Origin of the sequence: Pseudomonas sp. NBRC 111132, assembly GCF_001320565.1 — a bacterium.
In the GTDB taxonomy this organism is placed as follows: domain Bacteria; phylum Pseudomonadota; class Gammaproteobacteria; order Pseudomonadales; family Pseudomonadaceae; genus Aquipseudomonas; species Aquipseudomonas putida_P.
Map to the genome: position 1 here is coordinate 12,439 of NZ_BCBI01000033.1, position 16,610 is coordinate 29,048.

The window sequence follows — 16,610 nt, forward strand, 5'->3', positions numbered from 1 at the left end:
CTTTATTCCGCATATCATTCCACCAGGTAATGATTCGAGCCGCAGAGACCGCTATGTCCAAACGCCTGGTGCCTTCCATGACCGCCCTGCAGTGCTTTGAAGCTGCAGCCCGCCACTTGAGCTTTACCCGTGCCGCCGAAGAGCTGCACCTGACCCAGAGCGCGGTCAGCAAGCAGGTGGCGCAGCTTGAAGACATGCTGCGCCACCACCTGTTCCTGCGCATCCGCCGGCGCCTGCAGCTGACCCCGGCCGGAAGCCTGTACCTGGCCGAGGTCAACAAGATCCTCACCCAGGTGGATATGTCCAGCCGCTACGTGCTCACTTATGGCGAGCAGACCGAGATATTGAAGGTAGCCACGCAACCGAGTTTTGGCGTGCGCTGGTTGATCCCGCACCTGAAGGGCTTTGGCAAACGGCACAGCAATATCCACCTGGACATCCGCAACGAGATGGAGCCGTTCGCCTTGCTACAGGGTTCGGCTGACGTGGTGTTCTTCTATGGCCAGGGCACTTGGCCGGGGGCTACCTGCGTGGAGCTGTTCCGCGAAGAGGTGGTACCGGTGTGCGCGCCGGAGCTGCTGGCCGGGCGCACGCTGGGCGATGCCGCAGAGCTGGCCGACCTGGTGCTGTTGCAGAGCACGTCGCGACCGGAGGCCTGGCATGAGTGGTTCCTGGAGCAAGACCTGCAGAGCGTCAACGCCTATCACGGGCCACGCTTCGATACGTTCTATATGGCGTTGAGCGCGGCGCAGGCCGGGTGCGGCGTGGCGCTGGTACCGCGCTACCTGGCGGCAAAGGAGTTGGCCGAGGGTAGCCTGATGGTGCCGTGGAACCATGCGATGCGCAGTGCCGGGGCACATTACCTGGCGTATGCCGAGCATGCGGCGGAGGTGCCCAAGGTAAGGGCATTGGTGGAATGGATTCGTGAGCAACTTCAGGCTTGAGGGCTTCTTCGCGGAGTTACCTGCGAAAGCGCCCTGAAGGTCGATCAAAAAAGGAATGACACACTCACTTTTTTTCGCTTGTGAGCCAAGTGCATTCCCAGCTTTCATGTAAGCGTCCGAACCCAACCAGGAAGCTAGCGATGCCCGCCCACGATTTCGTCAGCCCAGACAGCATTCGCGCGCAGTTCTCTGCCGCCATGTCGCTCATGTACAAACAGGAAGTGCCGCTGTACGGCACGCTGCTGGAGCTGGTGAGCGAAATCAACCAGCAGGTCATGGCCCAGCAACCCGAAGTGGCCGAGGCCCTGCGCTGGACCGGCGAAATCGAACGCCTGGACCAGGAGCGCCACGGCGCCATCCGTGTGGGCACCGCTGAAGAACTGGCCACCATCGCGCGCCTGTTTGCGGTCATGGGCATGCAGCCGGTCGGCTACTACGACCTCAGCTCTGCCGGCGTGCCGGTGCACTCCACTGCCTTCCGTGCGGTGCACGAGCAGGCGCTGCACGTCAGCCCGTTCCGTGTATTCACCTCGCTGCTGCGCCTGGAGCTGATCGACAACCCGCAGCTGCGCGAGTTGGCCCAGAGCATTCTGGCCAAACGCCAGATCTTCACCGCCCGCGCCCTCGAGCTGATCGCCCAGTGCGAACGTGATGGCGGCCTTAACGCAGCGGATGCCGAAGCCTTCGTGCAAGAAGCCCTGCACACCTTCCGCTGGCACCATGACGCCACCGTCACAGCCGAGCAATACCAGCAGTTGCACGACCAGCATCGCCTGATCGCCGATGTGGTGGCCTTCAAGGGCCCGCACATCAACCACCTGACGCCGCGTACCCTGGACATCGATGCAATCCAGGTCGGCATGCCGGCCAAGGGCATCCCGCCAAAGGCCGTGGTCGAAGGCCCGCCCACTCGTCGCCACCCGATCCTGCTGCGCCAGACCAGCTTCAAGGCCCTGCAGGAAAGGGTCGCGTTCAGCGACCAGCAAGGTAGCGAAGGCAGCCACACCGCGCGCTTTGGCGAGATTGAGCAACGCGGCGCGGCGCTGACGCCGAAAGGCCGCCAGCTGTACGACAAACTGCTCGACGCTACCCGCGCCGCGTTGGGTGGCGCACCGGCCGAGGCCAATGCCGAGCGCTACATGGCGCTGCTGAAGGCAACCTTTGCCGAATTCCCGGACGACCTGGCGCAGATGCGCGAGCAAGGCCTGGCGTATTTCCGCTATTTCGCGACTGAGAAAGGCCTGGCCGCGCGTGACCAGGAAGGCCGCCCGACTACCCTGCAAGGGCTGATCGACGCTGGCCATGTGCACTTCGAAGCGCTGGTGTACGAGGACTTCCTGCCGGTGAGCGCGGCGGGGATCTTCCAGTCCAACCTGGGCGACGACGCGCAGGCCGAGTACGGCAGCAACGCCAACCGCGATGCCTTCGAAGCGGCGTTGGGGCTGCAGGTGCAGGATGAGCTGGCGTTGTATGCACAAAGCGAACGCCGCTCGCTGCAAGCCTGCGCACAAGCATTGAACCTGGGTTCGATGTAAGGGCTTCCGTCCCTTTCGCGGGCTCGCCCGCGAAAGGGACGGCACAGGCGATCAGAGAGGCGGCAGGATTTCCACATCGGGCAAATCCATCGCCGCCACCTCCTGCTCCAGAAACACACTCAAGCGCCGCAACCGCTCGCCGCCTCGCCGGGTTCGCGGCCACACAAGGTAGTAATCCATCCCGCTGGGCACGGCCGTCGGCCAAGGCAGGCTCAAGCGCTTTTGCGCCACGTCCTCGGCCACCATCAGTAAATCGCCCATTGAAATCCCGTAGCCCCGCGCGGCGGCAATCATGCCCAGCTCCAGTGTGTCGAACACCTGGCCACCCTTGAGCGACACCTTGTCGCCAAGCCCCATGCGCTCCAGCCACTCCCGCCAATCGCGCTTGTCCACCGTGGGGTGCAGCAACTCGATGCTAGCCAGCCGGCACACGTCCCAGGGTTGTTCGTCGAGCAGGTCAGGCGCACCGACCGGGATCAGCAGCTCCGGGAACAGCTTGCGCACCTCCCAGTCTGCGGGGAACACCCCATCACTGAGCAACACCGCGCAATCGAACGGCTCCTGGTTGAAGTCCACATGGTCGACGTCCATCCATGCGCTGGTCAGTTGCACCTCGTTACCCGGTTGCAGGTGGCGAAAACGGCTCAGGCACGCCAGCAGCCAGCGCATGGTCAGGGTCGATGGGGCTTTCATGCGCAGAATATCGTCTTCGCCACACAAGGTTTCGCAAGCCCGCTCAAACGCCGCGAAACCTTCACGTACACCCGGCAGCAACACCCGCCCCGCTTCGGTCAGTTGCAGGCTGCGGCCACTGCGCACGAACAGGCGGCAGGCAAAATGCTCCTCGAGTGTGCGGATATGCCGGCTGATGGCGCTTTGGGTGATCGAAAGCTCCTCGCCAGCACGGGTGAAGGAGCTTAGCCGCGCGGCAGCTTCGAATGCGCGCAGGGCATACAGCGGTGGTAGCTGGCGTGACATGTGGTACCTGCAATATGGGCGTATGACGTGAATCACCGAGGAGCATATATGCATGAGTTCAACTCATGCCAACTATCGGATTTATCCTTTTGTGCAAAGTTGACCGAAGCCTCAGAATCGCCGTTCGTTGATCACCCCAGAATGAAGGATCGCCCCCATGCACGTCGCGCCCACCACAGAACTCAAGGCTTTGCTGCGCCTGGCCGGGCCGCTGATTGCCTCGCAGTTGGCGCACATGCTGATGGTGCTGACCGACACCCTGATGATGGCCCGCATCAGCCCCCAGGCCTTGGCCGGTGGTGGCCTGGGGGCGGCCAGCTACTCGTTCGTGTCGATTTTCTGCCTGGGCGTGATCGCCGCAGTCGGCACCCTGGTTGCGATTCGCAAGGGCGCCAATGACATCGAGGGTGCCACCCGCCTGGCGCAGAACGGTTTGTGGCTGGCCTGGGGCCTGGCGCTGTTCGCCGCGCTGGTGCTGTGGAACCTTCAGCCGGTTCTGCTGCTGTTCGGGCAACAGCCCGAAAACGTGGCCTCGGCCGCAGAATTCCTCACCCTGCTGCCGCTGGCCCTGCCCGGCTACCTGACCTTCATGGCCTTGCGCGGCTTCACCAGCGCACTGGGCCGCTCGACCCCGGTGATGGTCATCAGCCTGGTCGGCACCGTGCTCAACTACCTGTTCAACGTGGCGTTGATCGAAGGCATGTTCGGCCTGCCCAAGCTGGGCCTGATGGGCATCGGCCTGGTCACCGCCGTGGTGTCGATGGGCATGGCCATTGCCTTGGCATTGTATATCCGCTGGCACTCGGCCTACGCCGCCTACCCACTGCGCAAGGGCCTGTCGCGCCCATCGCTGCCGGCACTGCGCGAGCTGTGGCGGCTGGGCCTGCCGATTGGCGGCACTTATATGGTGGAAGTGGGCCTGTTCGCCTTCGCCGCGCTGTGCATGGGCGTGCTGGGCAGCACCGAACTGGCGGCGCACCAGATCGCCCTGCAGATCGTGTCCACGGCGTTCATGGTACCGACTGGCTTGTCGTATGCGGTCACCATGCGCGTGGGCCTGTACTACGGCGCTGGCAACCTGCTGGCAGCACGCAGCGCCGGGCGTGTGGGCATTGGCTTCGGGGCAATGATCATGTTTGCCTTTGCCGCGTTGTTCCTGCTGCTGCCCGAGGCGCTGGTGGGGCTGTTCATCGACCGCAATGACCCAGCCTTCGCCGCGATTTTCCAAGTGGCCGTGCAGTTGTTGATGGTGGCAGCGTGGTTCGAGCTGTTCGACGGCATGCAGACAATTGCCATGGGCTCGATCCGTGGGCTCAAGGACGCCAAGACCACCTTCTTGATCGGTCTGGTGTGCTACTGGCTGGTGGGGGCGCCGAGCGCCTGGTTGTTCACCTTCACCCTGGGCGGGGGAGCAGTGGGTATCTGGTGGGGGCTGGCGCTGGGGTTGGCGTGTGCGGCGGTGGCGCTGACCTTTGGCTTTGAGTGGCGGATGAAGCGGCTGTTGAGAAAGGCTGATTTGTCTGGTGGGACTGCGGTGTCTGTTTGATTGCAGGGGCTGCCTTGCAGCCCTATCGCGACACAAGGCCGCGATGGAGGGCAAAGCCCTCCCCTACGACCTCACAGGCTAACCAGCTTCGGCCTGCTGCAATCCAGCAAGAACTCGATCAACTCCCCGACCGGCAATGGCTTGCTGACCAAGAAGCCCTGCACCTGGTCACACCCAAACCCGCGCAACAGCGCCAACTGCTCTTCACGCTCCACCCCCTCGGCCACCACCTCGAGGTTGAGGTTGTGCGCCAGGTTGATCATGGCGTGCACCAGCTTGCGGTTCTCTTCACGCATTTCCATTTCCGCAACGAAGCTGCGGTCCACCTTGAGCAAGGTAATCGGCAGACTGTTGAGGTGCACGAACGAAGAAAACCCGGTGCCGAAATCATCGAGCGAAAAGCGCACACCCAGGCGCCCCAGCGCGTCCATGGTCTGGCGCACCAGCTCGTTACGACGCATCACCGCCGTTTCGGTCAGTTCGAACTCCAGCCAGCGGGCATCCACACCGTGCTCAAGGATCAACCGGCTCAAGGTGGCCAACAACTGGCTGTCCTGGAACTGGCGGAAACTCAGGTTTACCGCCATGTGCAACGGCTCCAGGCCGCGCTCGCACAGGGCCTGCATATCGCGCAGGGCGCGGGAAATCACCCAGTAACCCAAGGGCACGATCAGGCCGCTCTGCTCGGCCAGTGGCACGAACTCGCTGGGTGGCAGCAGCCCGCGCTCGGCATGGCGCCAGCGCACCAGCGCTTCCAGGCCGACGATGCGCCCGTCTGCCAGGTTCATCCGCGGCTGATAGTGCAGCTCCAGCTCGTCGCGGCGCAGGGCACGGCGCAGTTCGCTTTCCAGGTCGGCAAGGCTGCGGGCGTTGCGGTTGATACGTTCGTTGAACACATGGAAGGTGCAGCCCTGGCTGCCCTTGGCCTGACGCATGGCGATATGCGCGTGCCACATCAGCGGATCGGCGCCGCTCTGCGCGCGAGCATGGGCCAGGCCCAGGCTGCAGCCCAGCAGCAGGCTTTCGCCGTCGATCCAGTAGGGTTCGGCCAAGGCCTCGACGATGCGTTCGGCAATCCATTCGGCGCGATTGGCGTCGCGGCGTGTGTCGATCAACAAGGCGAACTCGTCGCTACCCAGACGTGCCAGCTGGTCACCCGCCTCCAGCTGATGTTTCAGCCGTGCCACTACCTGCAGGATCAGGCGGTCACCACTCTGGTGACCAAGGGCGTCATTGACGTGGCGGAAGTTGTCCAGGTCCAGGTGGCCAAGCGCAACGCCACGGCCTTCGTTTTCGGCCAGGCGTGCGTTGAGCAAAGCCTGGAAGCCCTGGCGGTTGGCGATGCCGGTCAGCGGGTCCTGCTCGGCCAGGCGCTGCAAGGTGGCCACCAGCACGCTGCGCTCACGCACATGGCGCAGTGAGCGGCGCAGGCCATCGGCATTGAGCTGGTCGCGCACCAGCCAGTCGCTGACGGCGCTGGGCGGTGCCTCGGGCTCATGGTCGAGCAGCAGGATGGTCGGCAGCTCGCAACGCCCGGGAGCGGGCTGCAAGGCTGGCGTCGCCAACACGACGGCATGGCGATCATGGCTGAACAGGCTGTCGATCGCCTCCCAGTTCGGCGCGGTCAACAGTACGGCGCTGCCGCCCAGTGCAGGCATGCACGCGCGCAACACGGCGGCCCATTCCGGCTCATCGGCCAACAGCAGCAAACGCAAAGGTTCGACAGGCGTGGACAAGCGGGCTCCTTAGGGCTTGACGGTGCAACGAGATCTGGCGGGTATGCTACTGTATTTAATGAAAATGATTTTCACTTTTATACATGTTTCTGGGGTAGCAGCCCGACGTATTTTGTCGTGCATCCTGCGCGAAACGAAACAAACCGGCAAATATGATTTTTTCAGCTACTAGCATTAGTGGTACTAATAGTTAGGCGGACAAAAGTCTGACTCAGACGTCAGACGGTCGCGCCACAACCGCTCCATGCCTGTTAGAATGCGCGGCTATTTTCTGGCGACCCCCGGTTTCTAGCATGTCCCGACTCAATCCCCGGCAGCAGGAAGCCCGTGACTATGTCGGCGGCCCTCTTTTGGTGCTCGCCGGTGCAGGCTCGGGCAAGACCAGCGTGATCACGCGCAAGATTGCCCACCTCATCCAGAACTGCGGCATCCGTGCCCAGTACATCGTGGCGATGACCTTTACCAACAAGGCCGCGCGCGAGATGAAGGAGCGTGTCGGCACCTTGTTGCGCCCGGGGGAAGGCCGAGGGCTTACGGTGTGTACGTTCCACAACCTGGGCCTGAACATCATCCGCAAGGAGCACGAGCGCCTCGGCTACAAGCCGGGCTTCTCGATCTTCGACGAGTCCGACATCAAGGCGTTGCTGTCGGACATCATGCAGAAGGAATACTCCGGCGACGACGGCATCGACGAGATCAAGAACATGATCGGTGCCTGGAAGAACGACCTTATCCTGCCGCCAGAGGCCCTGGAAAAAGCGCGCAACCCGCGCGAGCAGACCGCCGCCATCGTCTACACCCACTACCAGCGCACGCTCAAGGCGTTCAACGCGGTGGACTTCGACGACCTGATCCTGCAACCGGTCAAGTTGTTCCAGGAACACCCCGAAGTGCTGGAGCGCTGGCAGAACCGCGTGCGCTACCTGCTGGTGGACGAATACCAGGACACCAACGCCAGCCAGTACCTGCTGGTGAAGATGCTGATCGGCATGCGCAACCAGTTCACCGTGGTGGGCGACGACGACCAGTCGATCTACGCCTGGCGAGGTGCCCGCCCGGAAAACCTGATGCTGCTCAAGGAGGACTACCCCTCCCTGAAGATCGTCATGCTCGAACAGAACTACCGCTCCACCAGCCGCATCCTGCGCTGCGCCAACGTGCTGATTGCCAACAACCCGCACGCGTTCGAAAAGCAGCTGTGGAGCGAGATGGGCGTAGGCGACGAGATCCGCGTGATCCGCTGCAAAAACGAGGAAGCCGAGGCCGAGCGCGTGGCCATGGAAATCCTCACCTTGCACCTGCGCACCAACCGCCCGTACAGCGACTTTGCCATCCTTTACCGTGGCAACTACCAGGCCAAGCTGATCGAGCTGAAGCTGCAGCACCACCAGGTGCCGTATCGCCTGTCGGGCGGCAACAGCTTCTTCGGCCGCCAGGAGGTCAAGGACCTGATGGCCTACCTGCGCCTGCTGGTGAACCCGGACGATGACAACGCCTACTTGCGGGTGATCAACGTACCGCGCCGGGAAATCGGCTCCACCACCCTGGAAAAGCTCGGCAACTACTCCACCGAACGCGGCATTTCGATGTACGCCGCCAGCGAGGAGTTGGGCTTGGGCGAGCACCTGGACGCCCGCTACACCGAACGTTTGCAGCGCTTCAAGCACTGGCTGGACGGGGTGCGTCACAAGGTCGCCCTGGAAGACCCGATTGCCGCACTGCACGAGATGATCCGCGACATCGACTACGAGAACTGGATCCGCCAGCAGACCGCCAGCGACAAGGCTGCGGACTTCCGTATCAGCAACGTCTGGTTCCTGGTCGAAGCGCTGAAAAACACCCTCGAGAAGGATGAAGAGGGTGACATGACCATCGAGGACGCCATCGGCAAGCTGGTGCTGCGCGACATGCTCGAGCGCCAGCAGGAAGAGGAAGAAAACGCCGAAGGTGTGCAGATGATGACCCTGCACGCCTCCAAGGGCCTGGAGTTCCCTTACGTATTCATCATGGGCATGGAAGAGGAAATCCTCCCGCACCGCTCCAGCATCGAGGCCGACACCATCGAAGAGGAACGCCGCCTGGCCTACGTGGGCATTACCCGCGCGCGCCAAACCCTGGCCTTCACCTTCGCTGCCAAGCGCAAGCAGTACGGTGAAATCATCGACTGCACGCCAAGCCGGTTCCTCGACGAACTGCCTCCGGACGACCTGGCCTGGGAGGGCCTGGACGATGCACCGGTCGAGGTGAAGGCCGCACGCGGCAACAACGCCCTGGCCGATATCCGGGCAATGCTCAAACGCTGATCAACCATTACTCTTTAACTTTGCCGCTATTTGCGGCCACCTTTGCTACATCGAGGAAAACAAAGTGGAAGCACTGCATCAGAAGATTCGCGAAGAAGGCATCGTGCTTTCCGATCAGGTTCTCAAAGTCGACGCGTTTCTCAACCACCAGATCGATCCGGCGCTGATGCAGCTGATCGGTGACGAGTTCGCCCGCCTGTTCGCCGACGCCGGCGTGACCAAGATCGTCACCATCGAAGCCTCGGGCATTGCCCCGGCGGTGATGACTGGCCTGAAGCTGGGCGTGCCGGTGATCTTCGCGCGCAAGCATCAGTCGCTGACCCTGACCGAAAACCTGCTGACTGCCTCGGTGTATTCCTTCACCAAGCAGACCGAGAACACCGTGGCCATCTCGCCACGCCACCTCAACAGCAGCGACCGCGTGCTGGTGATCGACGACTTCCTGGCCAACGGCAAGGCTTCGCAGGCGCTGATTTCGATCATCAAGCAAGCCGGCGCCACCGTGGCCGGCCTGGGCATCGTGATCGAGAAGTCGTTCCAGGGCGGCCGTGCCGAGCTGGACAGCCAAGGCTACCGCGTTGAATCGCTGGCCCGGGTGAAGTCGCTGGAAGGTGGTGTGGTCAGCTTCATCGAATAAGCACCATTGGGGGCCGCTTTGCGGCCCTTTCGCGGCACAAGGCCGCTCCTACAGGAATACGCATAACCCTTGTAGGAGCGGCCTTGTGTCGCGATGGGCTGCAAAGCAGCCCCAGCTATTCATCAGGACGCCGCCAACCCCGCCAGTAGCAACCGCTGATAAAGCTCTTCCTTCAGCCCATGCGGCCTATCAAGCTGCATCCGCTTCAGGTGCCCCTCATACCCCTCCGGCCCCGGCGCATCCAACGCTGCCTTGCCCAGCTCCAGCACCTCGCTCAGCTTGAACTTGCTCTTCAACCAGTTCAGCGCCCGCAACAAGTCCCGCTCTTCAGCCGTAAAGTCCGTCCCCATCGGGTACTCCGGGAACAACCGCGCATGCCGCGCCTTGATCGCCTCCAGCCGCTGTGGCGTATTGTCGGTAAAGCGAGCGTCCAGCTGAAAGCCCTTGGGCAGCTTGCCGGCCGCTTTGGCCTGCTCGATGAGCCCCTGCTGGAACCGTGAATCACACACCGCCAGCAACCGCGCAATCACTTCGCTGTCGGTCTGCCCACGCAAATCGGCAATGCCATATTCGGTCACCACGATATCGCGCAGGTGCCGGGGGATGGTGCAGTGGCCATAGGTCCAGAACAGGTTCGAGCTCACCTCCCCACCCGCCTCGCGCCAACTGCGCAGCAACAGGATCGAACGTCCGCCCTCCAGCGCATGGCCTTGGGCGACGAAGTTGTACTGCCCGCCCACGCCGCTGAGCACGCGGCCGTCCTCCAGTTGATCGGCCACCCCGGCGCCGAGCAAGGTCATGCCGAACGCCGTGTTGATAAAACGCGCATCGCGTCGCTGACGGCGCTTCAGTTCCTCCTGCCCGTACAGCTCGTTGATGAAGCTGATGCGGGTCATGGCAAACCGCGCGCGCTGTTCCAGTGGCATTTCCCTCAACCGTTGGTAGAACGCCTGCGGGCCAAGGAAAAAACCGCCATGCACCACGGGCCCCTGCTCATCCGCCGGGCGCCGCAGCAGGCCTGCTTCGGCCAGCACCAGCAGGCCGTTGACGAACATTTCGCTGCAGCCGTACAGGCCTTGGGCAAACGTATCCAGCCCCCCTTCCCGCTCGATCAGTGACTGCCAAGGGCCAACATCCAATTCTTCCAGCAAGGCACGGTAGCCTGCGTTGTCACCCTGGCGCGCCAGCAGCGCGGCGGCGACTGCATCACCCATGGCACCGATGCCGATTTGCAAAGTGCCGCCGTCACGCACCAGGCTGCTGGCGTGCAAGCCGATGCAGTGGTCCTGGGTGCCGACCGGCATGTTCGGCGTGGAGAACAGCCGGCGCTGCTCGGCTTCGTCGATCAACAGGTCGAAGGCATCGATGGGCAGTTCCGCATCGCCCGGCATGTAAGGCAGCTCGGCGTGCACCTGGCCGAGCATGAGGATGGTTTCGCCGGCCGCACGGCGCTTGGCGATCATCGGCAGCAGGTCGAGGGTGATGTCGGGGTTGCAGGCCAGGCTCAAGTGAACAGGCTTTTCAGGTGTGGCGGCCACCATTTGCGCAATCAGGTTCAAACCTTTGGCGTTGATGTCGCGGGCGGCGTGGCTGTAATTGCTGCTGATGTAGTCCTGCTGGGCCGATTCGCTGTGCAGCAGGCTGCCGGGCTGCATGAAGAACTGCTCTACGCGAATGTTTGGTGGCAGGCTGTCGTTGCGCAAGTCGGCGAGGTAGGTGAGCTCTTCGTAGTCGGCGAAGACGCGCTCGACGAAGGGTTCGAGAAAGCGCCGTTGCAGGCCGTCACCCAATGGCGGGCGGCCGAGGGACAACGCGGTGTAGATGGTCAGCCGTCGCTCGGGCAACTCGCGCACTCGGGCGTAGAGCGCGTTGACGAATGCATTGGGTTTCCCCAAGCCCAACGGCAGGCCCATGTGGATATGAGCAGGCAGGCGCGACAGGACTTGCTCGACAGCCAGGTCGATGGAGCAGAGGTGCATCGGGGCCTCCTGAGACATCCATGGGTTCAGGGGTTGGACACAGTCCGGGCGTGATTGGTTGCCTGTACCGGCCCCTTCACGGGCGAACCCGCGACAGGGAGAGTGCCGGCACCCCAAAAACAAAGCCCGCCATCAATGGCGGGCCTCGTGCGATTCAGCTGTGTCTTACAGCCCGGACATTTTCTTGATCGCCCCTTTCAGGTCGTCATCCGAGCAGTCCGCGCAGGTGCCTTTGGGCGGCATGGCGTTGATACCGGTAATGGCCTTGGCCAGGATGCCGTCGAGGCCGCCCTGGTGATCGGCGCGCTCTTTCCACGCGGCGGTATCGCCAATTTTCGGTGCCCCCAGCAGGCCAGTGCCATGACAGGCATTGCAGTGCTTGGCGATGATGTCATCTGGCGTCTTGGCGCCCCCGCCCCCCGCTGCTGCAGCCACTTCCATGCCCTTGCATTCCTGGCCCTGGACGCACACCTGGCCAACCGGCTCCAGGCGTTTGGCGATGTCGTCATTGGTCGCAGCGGTTGCGCTCATTGCCCAGAGGGCGAATACGGCTGCTGGTACGGCCAGCATCTTCTTGATTTGGTTCACGCGAACACCCTCATGGTGGCTAATCACGCTCGCGGCCACGGATCGGCGAGCGTTGAAAAGTATAGCGGGAACCCAGAGGCCGTGAAACGACCCCACACGGAAAAGGGGTATTGCCGAATCAATGCACTGCGCTGGATCAAAAGTTTGAAGGCGTCGCCGCACTGATCAACCGCGCCGGCTGGTCGAACGGGTTGCGAAAGCGATGCGGGCGGGTGCTTTCAAAGTAGTAGCTATCGCCTTCTTCGAGGATGAAGATCTCGTTGCCGACCACCAGTTCCAGGCGCCCCTCAAGCAGGATGCCGGTTTCCTCGCCGTCGTGGGTGAGCATCTCGGCACCGGTGTCGGCACCTGGCGGGTACACCTCGGTGAGAAAGGCGATGGCACGATTGGGGTGCGACTTGCCGACCAGCTTCATGGTCACCGCACCGTCCGAGATATCGATCAGCTCATGGGCCTTGTAGACGATCTGCGTGGGGCTTTCAGGTTCCAGCTCGACCGAAAAGAACTCGACCATGGACATGGGAATCCCACTCAACACCTTGCGCAGCGAGCTGATGGAGGGGCTTACGCTGTTCTTCTCGATCATCGAGATGGTGCTGTTGGTCACGCCGGCACGCTTGGCGAGTTCGCGCTGGGACAGGCCCTTGAGCTTGCGGATGGCTTGCAGTCGTTCGCCGACGTCCAAAGCTGGAGCCTCCTGAAACGGTGGGAAGGGGGGTGAATGTGAACGATATCATGGCAATGCCGTTCAGTATTTACAACACACCGCCCTTCAACCTGTCCGCTTCAGCGTGTCATTCGCCGATGTAGTCCCGCGGCACCCGCTTCAAGTTGCAGAAGATCTGGTACGGAATGGTGCCCGCCTGTGCGGCCACTTCGCTGGCCAGCACCTGCTTGCCCCACAGTTCGACCGAGCTACCGACGGTGGCTTGAGGCACGTCGGTCAGGTCGATGTTGAGCATGTCCATCGACACCCGGCCAATCACCTGGGTGCGCTGGCCGGCCACCAGCACCGGGGTGCCGTTGGGCGCCTGGCGTGGGTAACCATCGGCATAGCCCATGGCGACCACGCCAACGCGGGTTGGCCGTGGGCTGACGAACTTGGCGCCATAGCCTACCGGCTCGCCGGCAGGCAACTCGCGCACGCTGATCACCCGCGACTGCAGGGTCATCACCGGCTGCAACCGCGTAGCTTCTGCCTGGGGCACTTCGAACGGTGTGGCGCCGTACAGCATCAAACCAGGGCGTACCCAGTCGCTGGGCGCTTGCGGCCAGCCCAGCACACCGGGCGAGTTGCGCAGGCTGCATTCGGCGGCCAGGCCCTGGCGGGCGGCCTCGAACACGGCGATCTGCTGGGCGGTAGCGTCAGCGTCCAACTCGTCGGCACGTGCGAAGTGGCTCATCAGCACGATGCGCGAAACCTTGCCGCAGGCCAACAGGCGCTGATAGGCGTCGTGGTAGTCCTTGGGGTGCAGGCCAACACGGTGCATGCCGCTGTCTAGCTTCAGCCAAACGGTGAGCGGCTTGTGCAGCTGGGTTTTCTCGATGGCTTCGAGCTGCCACAGCGAGTGCACCACGCACCACAGGTCGTGCTCGGCAATCAGCGCCAGCTCGCTGGCTTCGAAAAAGCCTTCCAGCAACAGCACCGGGGCCTTGATACCGGCGGCGCGCAGCTCCAGCGCCTCTTCGATGCAGGCCACGGCGAAGCCGTCGGCTTCGGCCTCCAGGGCCAGGGCGCAGCGCACGGCACCGTGGCCATAGGCATCGGCCTTGATCACGGCGAGGGCTTTGGCACCGGTCAGTTCACGGGCCAGACGGTAGTTGTGGCGCAGGGCCTGGAGGTCGATCAGGGCGCGGGCGGGACGCATGGCGGCTGCCTTATGGTGGTTCACAGGTTGAAAACGGTGTTGGGTTCTTCGCGGCTAAAGCCGCTCCCACAGAGGACCCCTCAATGTCCATGAACATGCGGTCCGTGTGGGAGCGGCTTTAGCCGCGAAGAGGCCGGTGCAGGCTATTACTGCTGGTGAGCCGGCGCGGTCTGCCCGTGCTTGGCCACTTCCCGGCTGTTGCCATAACGGGAAATGTCCAGGCCTTCGGCACTGATCTGCGGCTTCTTGCGCGCGATCAGGTCGGCCAGCAGGCGACCGGAGCCACACGCCATGGTCCAGCCCAAGGTACCGTGACCGGTGTTCAGGAACAGGTTGCGGAACGCTGTGGCGCCAACGATTGGCGTGCCGTCCGGGGTCGCCGGGCGCAGGCCGGTCCAGAAGCTGGCCTGGCTCAGGTCACCGCCGCGAGGATAAAGGTCGTTGACGATCATCTCCAGCGTTTCGCGCCGACGCGGGTTCAGCGACAGGTCAAAACCGGCGATTTCAGCCATGCCGCCGACACGGATGCGGTTGTCGAAACGGGTGATGGCGACTTTGTAGGTTTCGTCGAGGATGGTCGACGTCGGCGCCATGTCGCCGTTGGTGATCGGCACGGTCAGCGAGTAGCCTTTCAGCGGGTACACCGGGGCTTTGATGCCCAGCGGCTTGAGCATCTGCGGCGAGTAGCTGCCCAACGCCAGCACATAGCGGTCGGCAGTTTCCAGCTTGCCGTCGATCCACACACCATTGATGCGGTCGCCTGCGAAGTCCAGGCGCTGGATGTCCTGGCCGAAGCGGAACTCCACGCCCAGTTTCAGCGCCATGTCGGCCAGTTTGGTGGTGAACAGCTGGCAGTCGCCCGTCTGATCATTTGGCAGGCGCAGGGCACCGGCCAGGATGTCTTTGACGCCGGCCAGGGCAGGTTCGACGCGGGCAATGCCGTCGCGGTCGAGCAGCTCGTAAGGCACGCCGGACTGCTCGAGCACGGCAATGTCCTTGGCCGCGGCATCCACCTGGGCCTGGGTGCGGAACAGCTGGGTGGTACCCAGGCTGCGGTTTTCGTAGTTGATGCCGGTTTCGGCGCGCAGTTCATCGAGGCAGTCACGGCTGTACTCGGACAGACGCACCATGCGCTCCTTGTTCACCGCGTAACGGCTGGCGGTGCAGTTGCGCAGCATCTGCGCCATCCACAGGTACTGATCGACGTCGCCGGTGAGCTTGATGGCCAGGGGCGCGTGGCGCTCGAGCAGCCACTTGATGGCTTTCAGTGGCACACCCGGGGCAGCCCAGGGCGAGGCATAGCCGGGCGAGATCTGACCGGCGTTGGCAAAGCTGGTTTCCATGGCCACCGCCGGCTGGCGGTCGACCACCGTCACTTCAAAACCTTGCCGGGCCAGGTAATAGGCACTGGCGGTTCCGATTACACCGCTACCAAGTACCAAAACTCGCATCGTTCTATCCCTCACACGCGGCACGCCGCAGACTTTTATTGAAATGGCATGAATGCGCGCAGTATAGGAATTTGAGACCAGTGCAATTCACTATATAAAAGCCTATTATTGGCGAGAATTCTCGGCAAAATCGCCTTTCACGGAGGGGCATCCCCTATGAGAACCCAGCACCAGAGCAAGCGTGAACTGGACAAGATCGACCGCAACATCTTGCGGATCCTGCAGAATGACGGCCGTATTTCCTTCACCGAACTGGGCGAGAAAGTTGGGCTGTCCACCACCCCTTGCACCGAGCGGGTTCGCCGCCTGGAGCGCGAGGGCATCATCATGGGCTACAACGCCCGCCTGAACCCGCAGCACCTCAAGGGCAGCCTGCTGGTGTTCGTGGAAATCAGCCTGGACTACAAGTCGGGCGACACCTTCGAAGAGTTCCGCCGTGCGGTGCTGAAGCTGCCGCACGTACTGGAGTGCCACCTGGTTTCCGGTGACTTCGACTACCTGGTGAAAGCGCGCATTTCGGAGATGGCCTCGTACCGCAAGCTGCTCGGCGACATCCTGCTGAAGCTGCCGCACGTGCGCGAATCGAAGAGCTACATCGTGATGGAAGAGGTTAAGGAGAGCCTCTGCCTACCGATCCCGGACTGAGGCTAGACCAGCACCTGGCGGGTGGTGGCTATGAACTGGTGGACCAGCTGCTCGGCGGCGGGGTCGATCATCGGCTCAGGGCCACGGCCACGCGGGCAGGCCATGCGCGGCGTGGTGCCGAACAGGCGGCAGATCATCGGCCGCTCTTCATACACCGTGCAGCCATTGGGGCCCAGGTGCACGCAGTCCAGACGCTCCAGCGCGGCGCTCTGCTCTTCCTGGGACTTGCGCGGCAGGCGGGCCATTTCTTCCGCCGACGTAGTGACCGGGCCGCAGCAGTCGTGGCAGCCGGGCTCGCACTCGAATGAGGGGATGAGTTCGCGCAGGAAGTGGATCTTGTGGCGGTTGCAGGACATGGCGGAATACAAAGCAAGGATCTTGACCGGATTATAGGCCCATT

At 62.8% G+C, this 16,610-nt stretch carries 14 protein-coding genes; 6 read left to right on the plus strand and 8 right to left on the minus strand.

The window, feature by feature from the left end; genetic code table 11:
• Positions 1 to 53: 53 nt before the first annotated feature.
• Together APH35_RS16615 and hglS are read left to right on the plus strand one after the other, a co-directional pair.
• On the plus strand, positions 54 to 944 hold the full coding sequence (locus tag APH35_RS16615) for a LysR family transcriptional regulator (RefSeq protein WP_060515119.1): 891 nt from the start codon (positions 54 to 56) through the stop codon (positions 942 to 944).
• 140 nt (positions 945 to 1,084) lie between these two features.
• Entirely contained in the window at positions 1,085 to 2,479 is a 1,395-nt protein-coding gene (gene hglS, locus APH35_RS16620; RefSeq protein ID WP_060515120.1) for a 2-oxoadipate dioxygenase/decarboxylase HglS, read from the plus strand.
• A 51-nt stretch (positions 2,480 to 2,530) separates the two neighbouring features.
• On the opposite strand, the gene APH35_RS16625 is transcribed toward hglS, so the two are convergent.
• Positions 2,531 to 3,457, minus strand: coding sequence for a LysR substrate-binding domain-containing protein (locus APH35_RS16625; RefSeq protein ID WP_012274802.1), 927 nt, complete (start codon positions 3,455 to 3,457; stop codon positions 2,531 to 2,533).
• Between the two features lie 157 nt (positions 3,458 to 3,614).
• On the opposite strand from APH35_RS16625, the gene APH35_RS16630 reads away from it, so the two are divergent.
• Positions 3,615 to 5,003 (plus strand): NorM family multidrug efflux MATE transporter, encoded by a 1,389-nt coding sequence (locus APH35_RS16630; RefSeq protein ID WP_012274803.1) that lies wholly within the window; start codon positions 3,615 to 3,617, stop codon positions 5,001 to 5,003.
• Between the two features lie 71 nt (positions 5,004 to 5,074).
• Here APH35_RS16630 and APH35_RS16635 read toward each other — a convergent pair whose 3' ends face one another.
• Complete coding sequence (locus APH35_RS16635) at positions 5,075 to 6,739, minus strand: putative bifunctional diguanylate cyclase/phosphodiesterase (protein ID WP_012274804.1); 1,665 nt, start codon at positions 6,737 to 6,739, stop codon at positions 5,075 to 5,077.
• Between the two features lie 293 nt (positions 6,740 to 7,032).
• Between APH35_RS16635 and rep the strand changes: the two genes are divergently transcribed.
• Together rep and APH35_RS16645 are read left to right on the plus strand one after the other, a co-directional pair.
• Positions 7,033 to 9,042, plus strand: coding sequence for a DNA helicase Rep (gene rep / locus APH35_RS16640; RefSeq protein ID WP_012274805.1), 2,010 nt, complete (start codon positions 7,033 to 7,035; stop codon positions 9,040 to 9,042).
• A gap of 64 nt (positions 9,043 to 9,106) precedes the next feature.
• Positions 9,107 to 9,679 carry a xanthine phosphoribosyltransferase gene (locus APH35_RS16645; RefSeq protein ID WP_003253535.1) on the plus strand — a complete coding sequence of 191 codons (573 nt, stop codon included), beginning with the start codon at positions 9,107 to 9,109 and terminating at the stop codon, positions 9,677 to 9,679.
• A 122-nt stretch (positions 9,680 to 9,801) separates the two neighbouring features.
• On the opposite strand, the gene APH35_RS16650 is transcribed toward APH35_RS16645, so the two are convergent.
• From APH35_RS16650 to dadA, 5 genes are all read right to left on the minus strand, one after another.
• Positions 9,802 to 11,658 carry an acetyl-CoA hydrolase/transferase C-terminal domain-containing protein gene (locus tag APH35_RS16650; RefSeq protein WP_012274806.1) on the minus strand — a complete coding sequence of 619 codons (1,857 nt, stop codon included), beginning with the start codon at positions 11,656 to 11,658 and terminating at the stop codon, positions 9,802 to 9,804.
• A 165-nt stretch (positions 11,659 to 11,823) separates the two neighbouring features.
• On the minus strand, positions 11,824 to 12,228 hold the full coding sequence (locus tag APH35_RS16655) for a c-type cytochrome (protein WP_033693936.1): 405 nt from the start codon (positions 12,226 to 12,228) through the stop codon (positions 11,824 to 11,826).
• Between the two features lie 154 nt (positions 12,229 to 12,382).
• Positions 12,383 to 12,931 carry a cupin domain-containing protein gene (locus tag APH35_RS16660; RefSeq protein ID WP_012274808.1) on the minus strand — a complete coding sequence of 183 codons (549 nt, stop codon included), beginning with the start codon at positions 12,929 to 12,931 and terminating at the stop codon, positions 12,383 to 12,385.
• Positions 12,932 to 13,040: 109 nt separating this feature from the next.
• Positions 13,041 to 14,114 carry an alanine racemase gene (alr, locus tag APH35_RS16665; RefSeq protein WP_060515121.1) on the minus strand — a complete coding sequence of 358 codons (1,074 nt, stop codon included), beginning with the start codon at positions 14,112 to 14,114 and terminating at the stop codon, positions 13,041 to 13,043.
• A 146-nt stretch (positions 14,115 to 14,260) separates the two neighbouring features.
• A complete protein-coding gene (gene dadA, locus APH35_RS16670; RefSeq protein WP_012274810.1) occupies positions 14,261 to 15,565 on the minus strand; it encodes a D-amino acid dehydrogenase in 1,305 nt (434 codons plus the stop codon).
• Between the two features lie 156 nt (positions 15,566 to 15,721).
• On the opposite strand from dadA, the gene dadR reads away from it, so the two are divergent.
• Entirely contained in the window at positions 15,722 to 16,210 is a 489-nt protein-coding gene (gene dadR, locus APH35_RS16675; protein WP_003258963.1) for a transcriptional regulator DadR, read from the plus strand.
• Positions 16,211 to 16,212: 2 nt separating this feature from the next.
• On the opposite strand, the gene APH35_RS16680 is transcribed toward dadR, so the two are convergent.
• Positions 16,213 to 16,566, minus strand: coding sequence for a YkgJ family cysteine cluster protein (locus tag APH35_RS16680; protein WP_060494042.1), 354 nt, complete (start codon positions 16,564 to 16,566; stop codon positions 16,213 to 16,215).
• Positions 16,567 to 16,610: the final 44 nt, after the last annotated feature.

Excerpts from the sequence above, each read along its gene's own strand:
- APH35_RS16615 (WP_060515119.1), top strand. The coding sequence starts at position 54 with ATGTCCAAACGCCTGGTGCCTTCCATGACCGCCCTGCAGTGCTTTGAA.
- hglS (WP_060515120.1), top strand. The coding sequence starts at position 1,085 with ATGCCCGCCCACGATTTCGTCAGCCCAGACAGCATTCGCGCGCAGTTC.
- APH35_RS16625 (WP_012274802.1), bottom strand. The coding sequence starts at position 3,457 with ATGTCACGCCAGCTACCACCGCTGTATGCCCTGCGCGCATTCGAAGCT.
- APH35_RS16630 (WP_012274803.1), top strand. The coding sequence starts at position 3,615 with ATGCACGTCGCGCCCACCACAGAACTCAAGGCTTTGCTGCGCCTGGCC.
- rep (WP_012274805.1), top strand. The coding sequence starts at position 7,033 with ATGTCCCGACTCAATCCCCGGCAGCAGGAAGCCCGTGACTATGTCGGC.
- APH35_RS16650 (WP_012274806.1), bottom strand. The coding sequence starts at position 11,658 with ATGCACCTCTGCTCCATCGACCTGGCTGTCGAGCAAGTCCTGTCGCGC.
- APH35_RS16655 (WP_033693936.1), bottom strand. The coding sequence starts at position 12,228 with ATGCTGGCCGTACCAGCAGCCGTATTCGCCCTCTGGGCAATGAGCGCA.
- alr (WP_060515121.1), bottom strand. The coding sequence starts at position 14,114 with ATGCGTCCCGCCCGCGCCCTGATCGACCTCCAGGCCCTGCGCCACAAC.
- dadA (WP_012274810.1), bottom strand. The coding sequence starts at position 15,565 with ATGCGAGTTTTGGTACTTGGTAGCGGTGTAATCGGAACCGCCAGTGCC.
- dadR (WP_003258963.1), top strand. The coding sequence starts at position 15,722 with ATGAGAACCCAGCACCAGAGCAAGCGTGAACTGGACAAGATCGACCGC.
- APH35_RS16680 (WP_060494042.1), bottom strand. The coding sequence starts at position 16,566 with ATGTCCTGCAACCGCCACAAGATCCACTTCCTGCGCGAACTCATCCCC.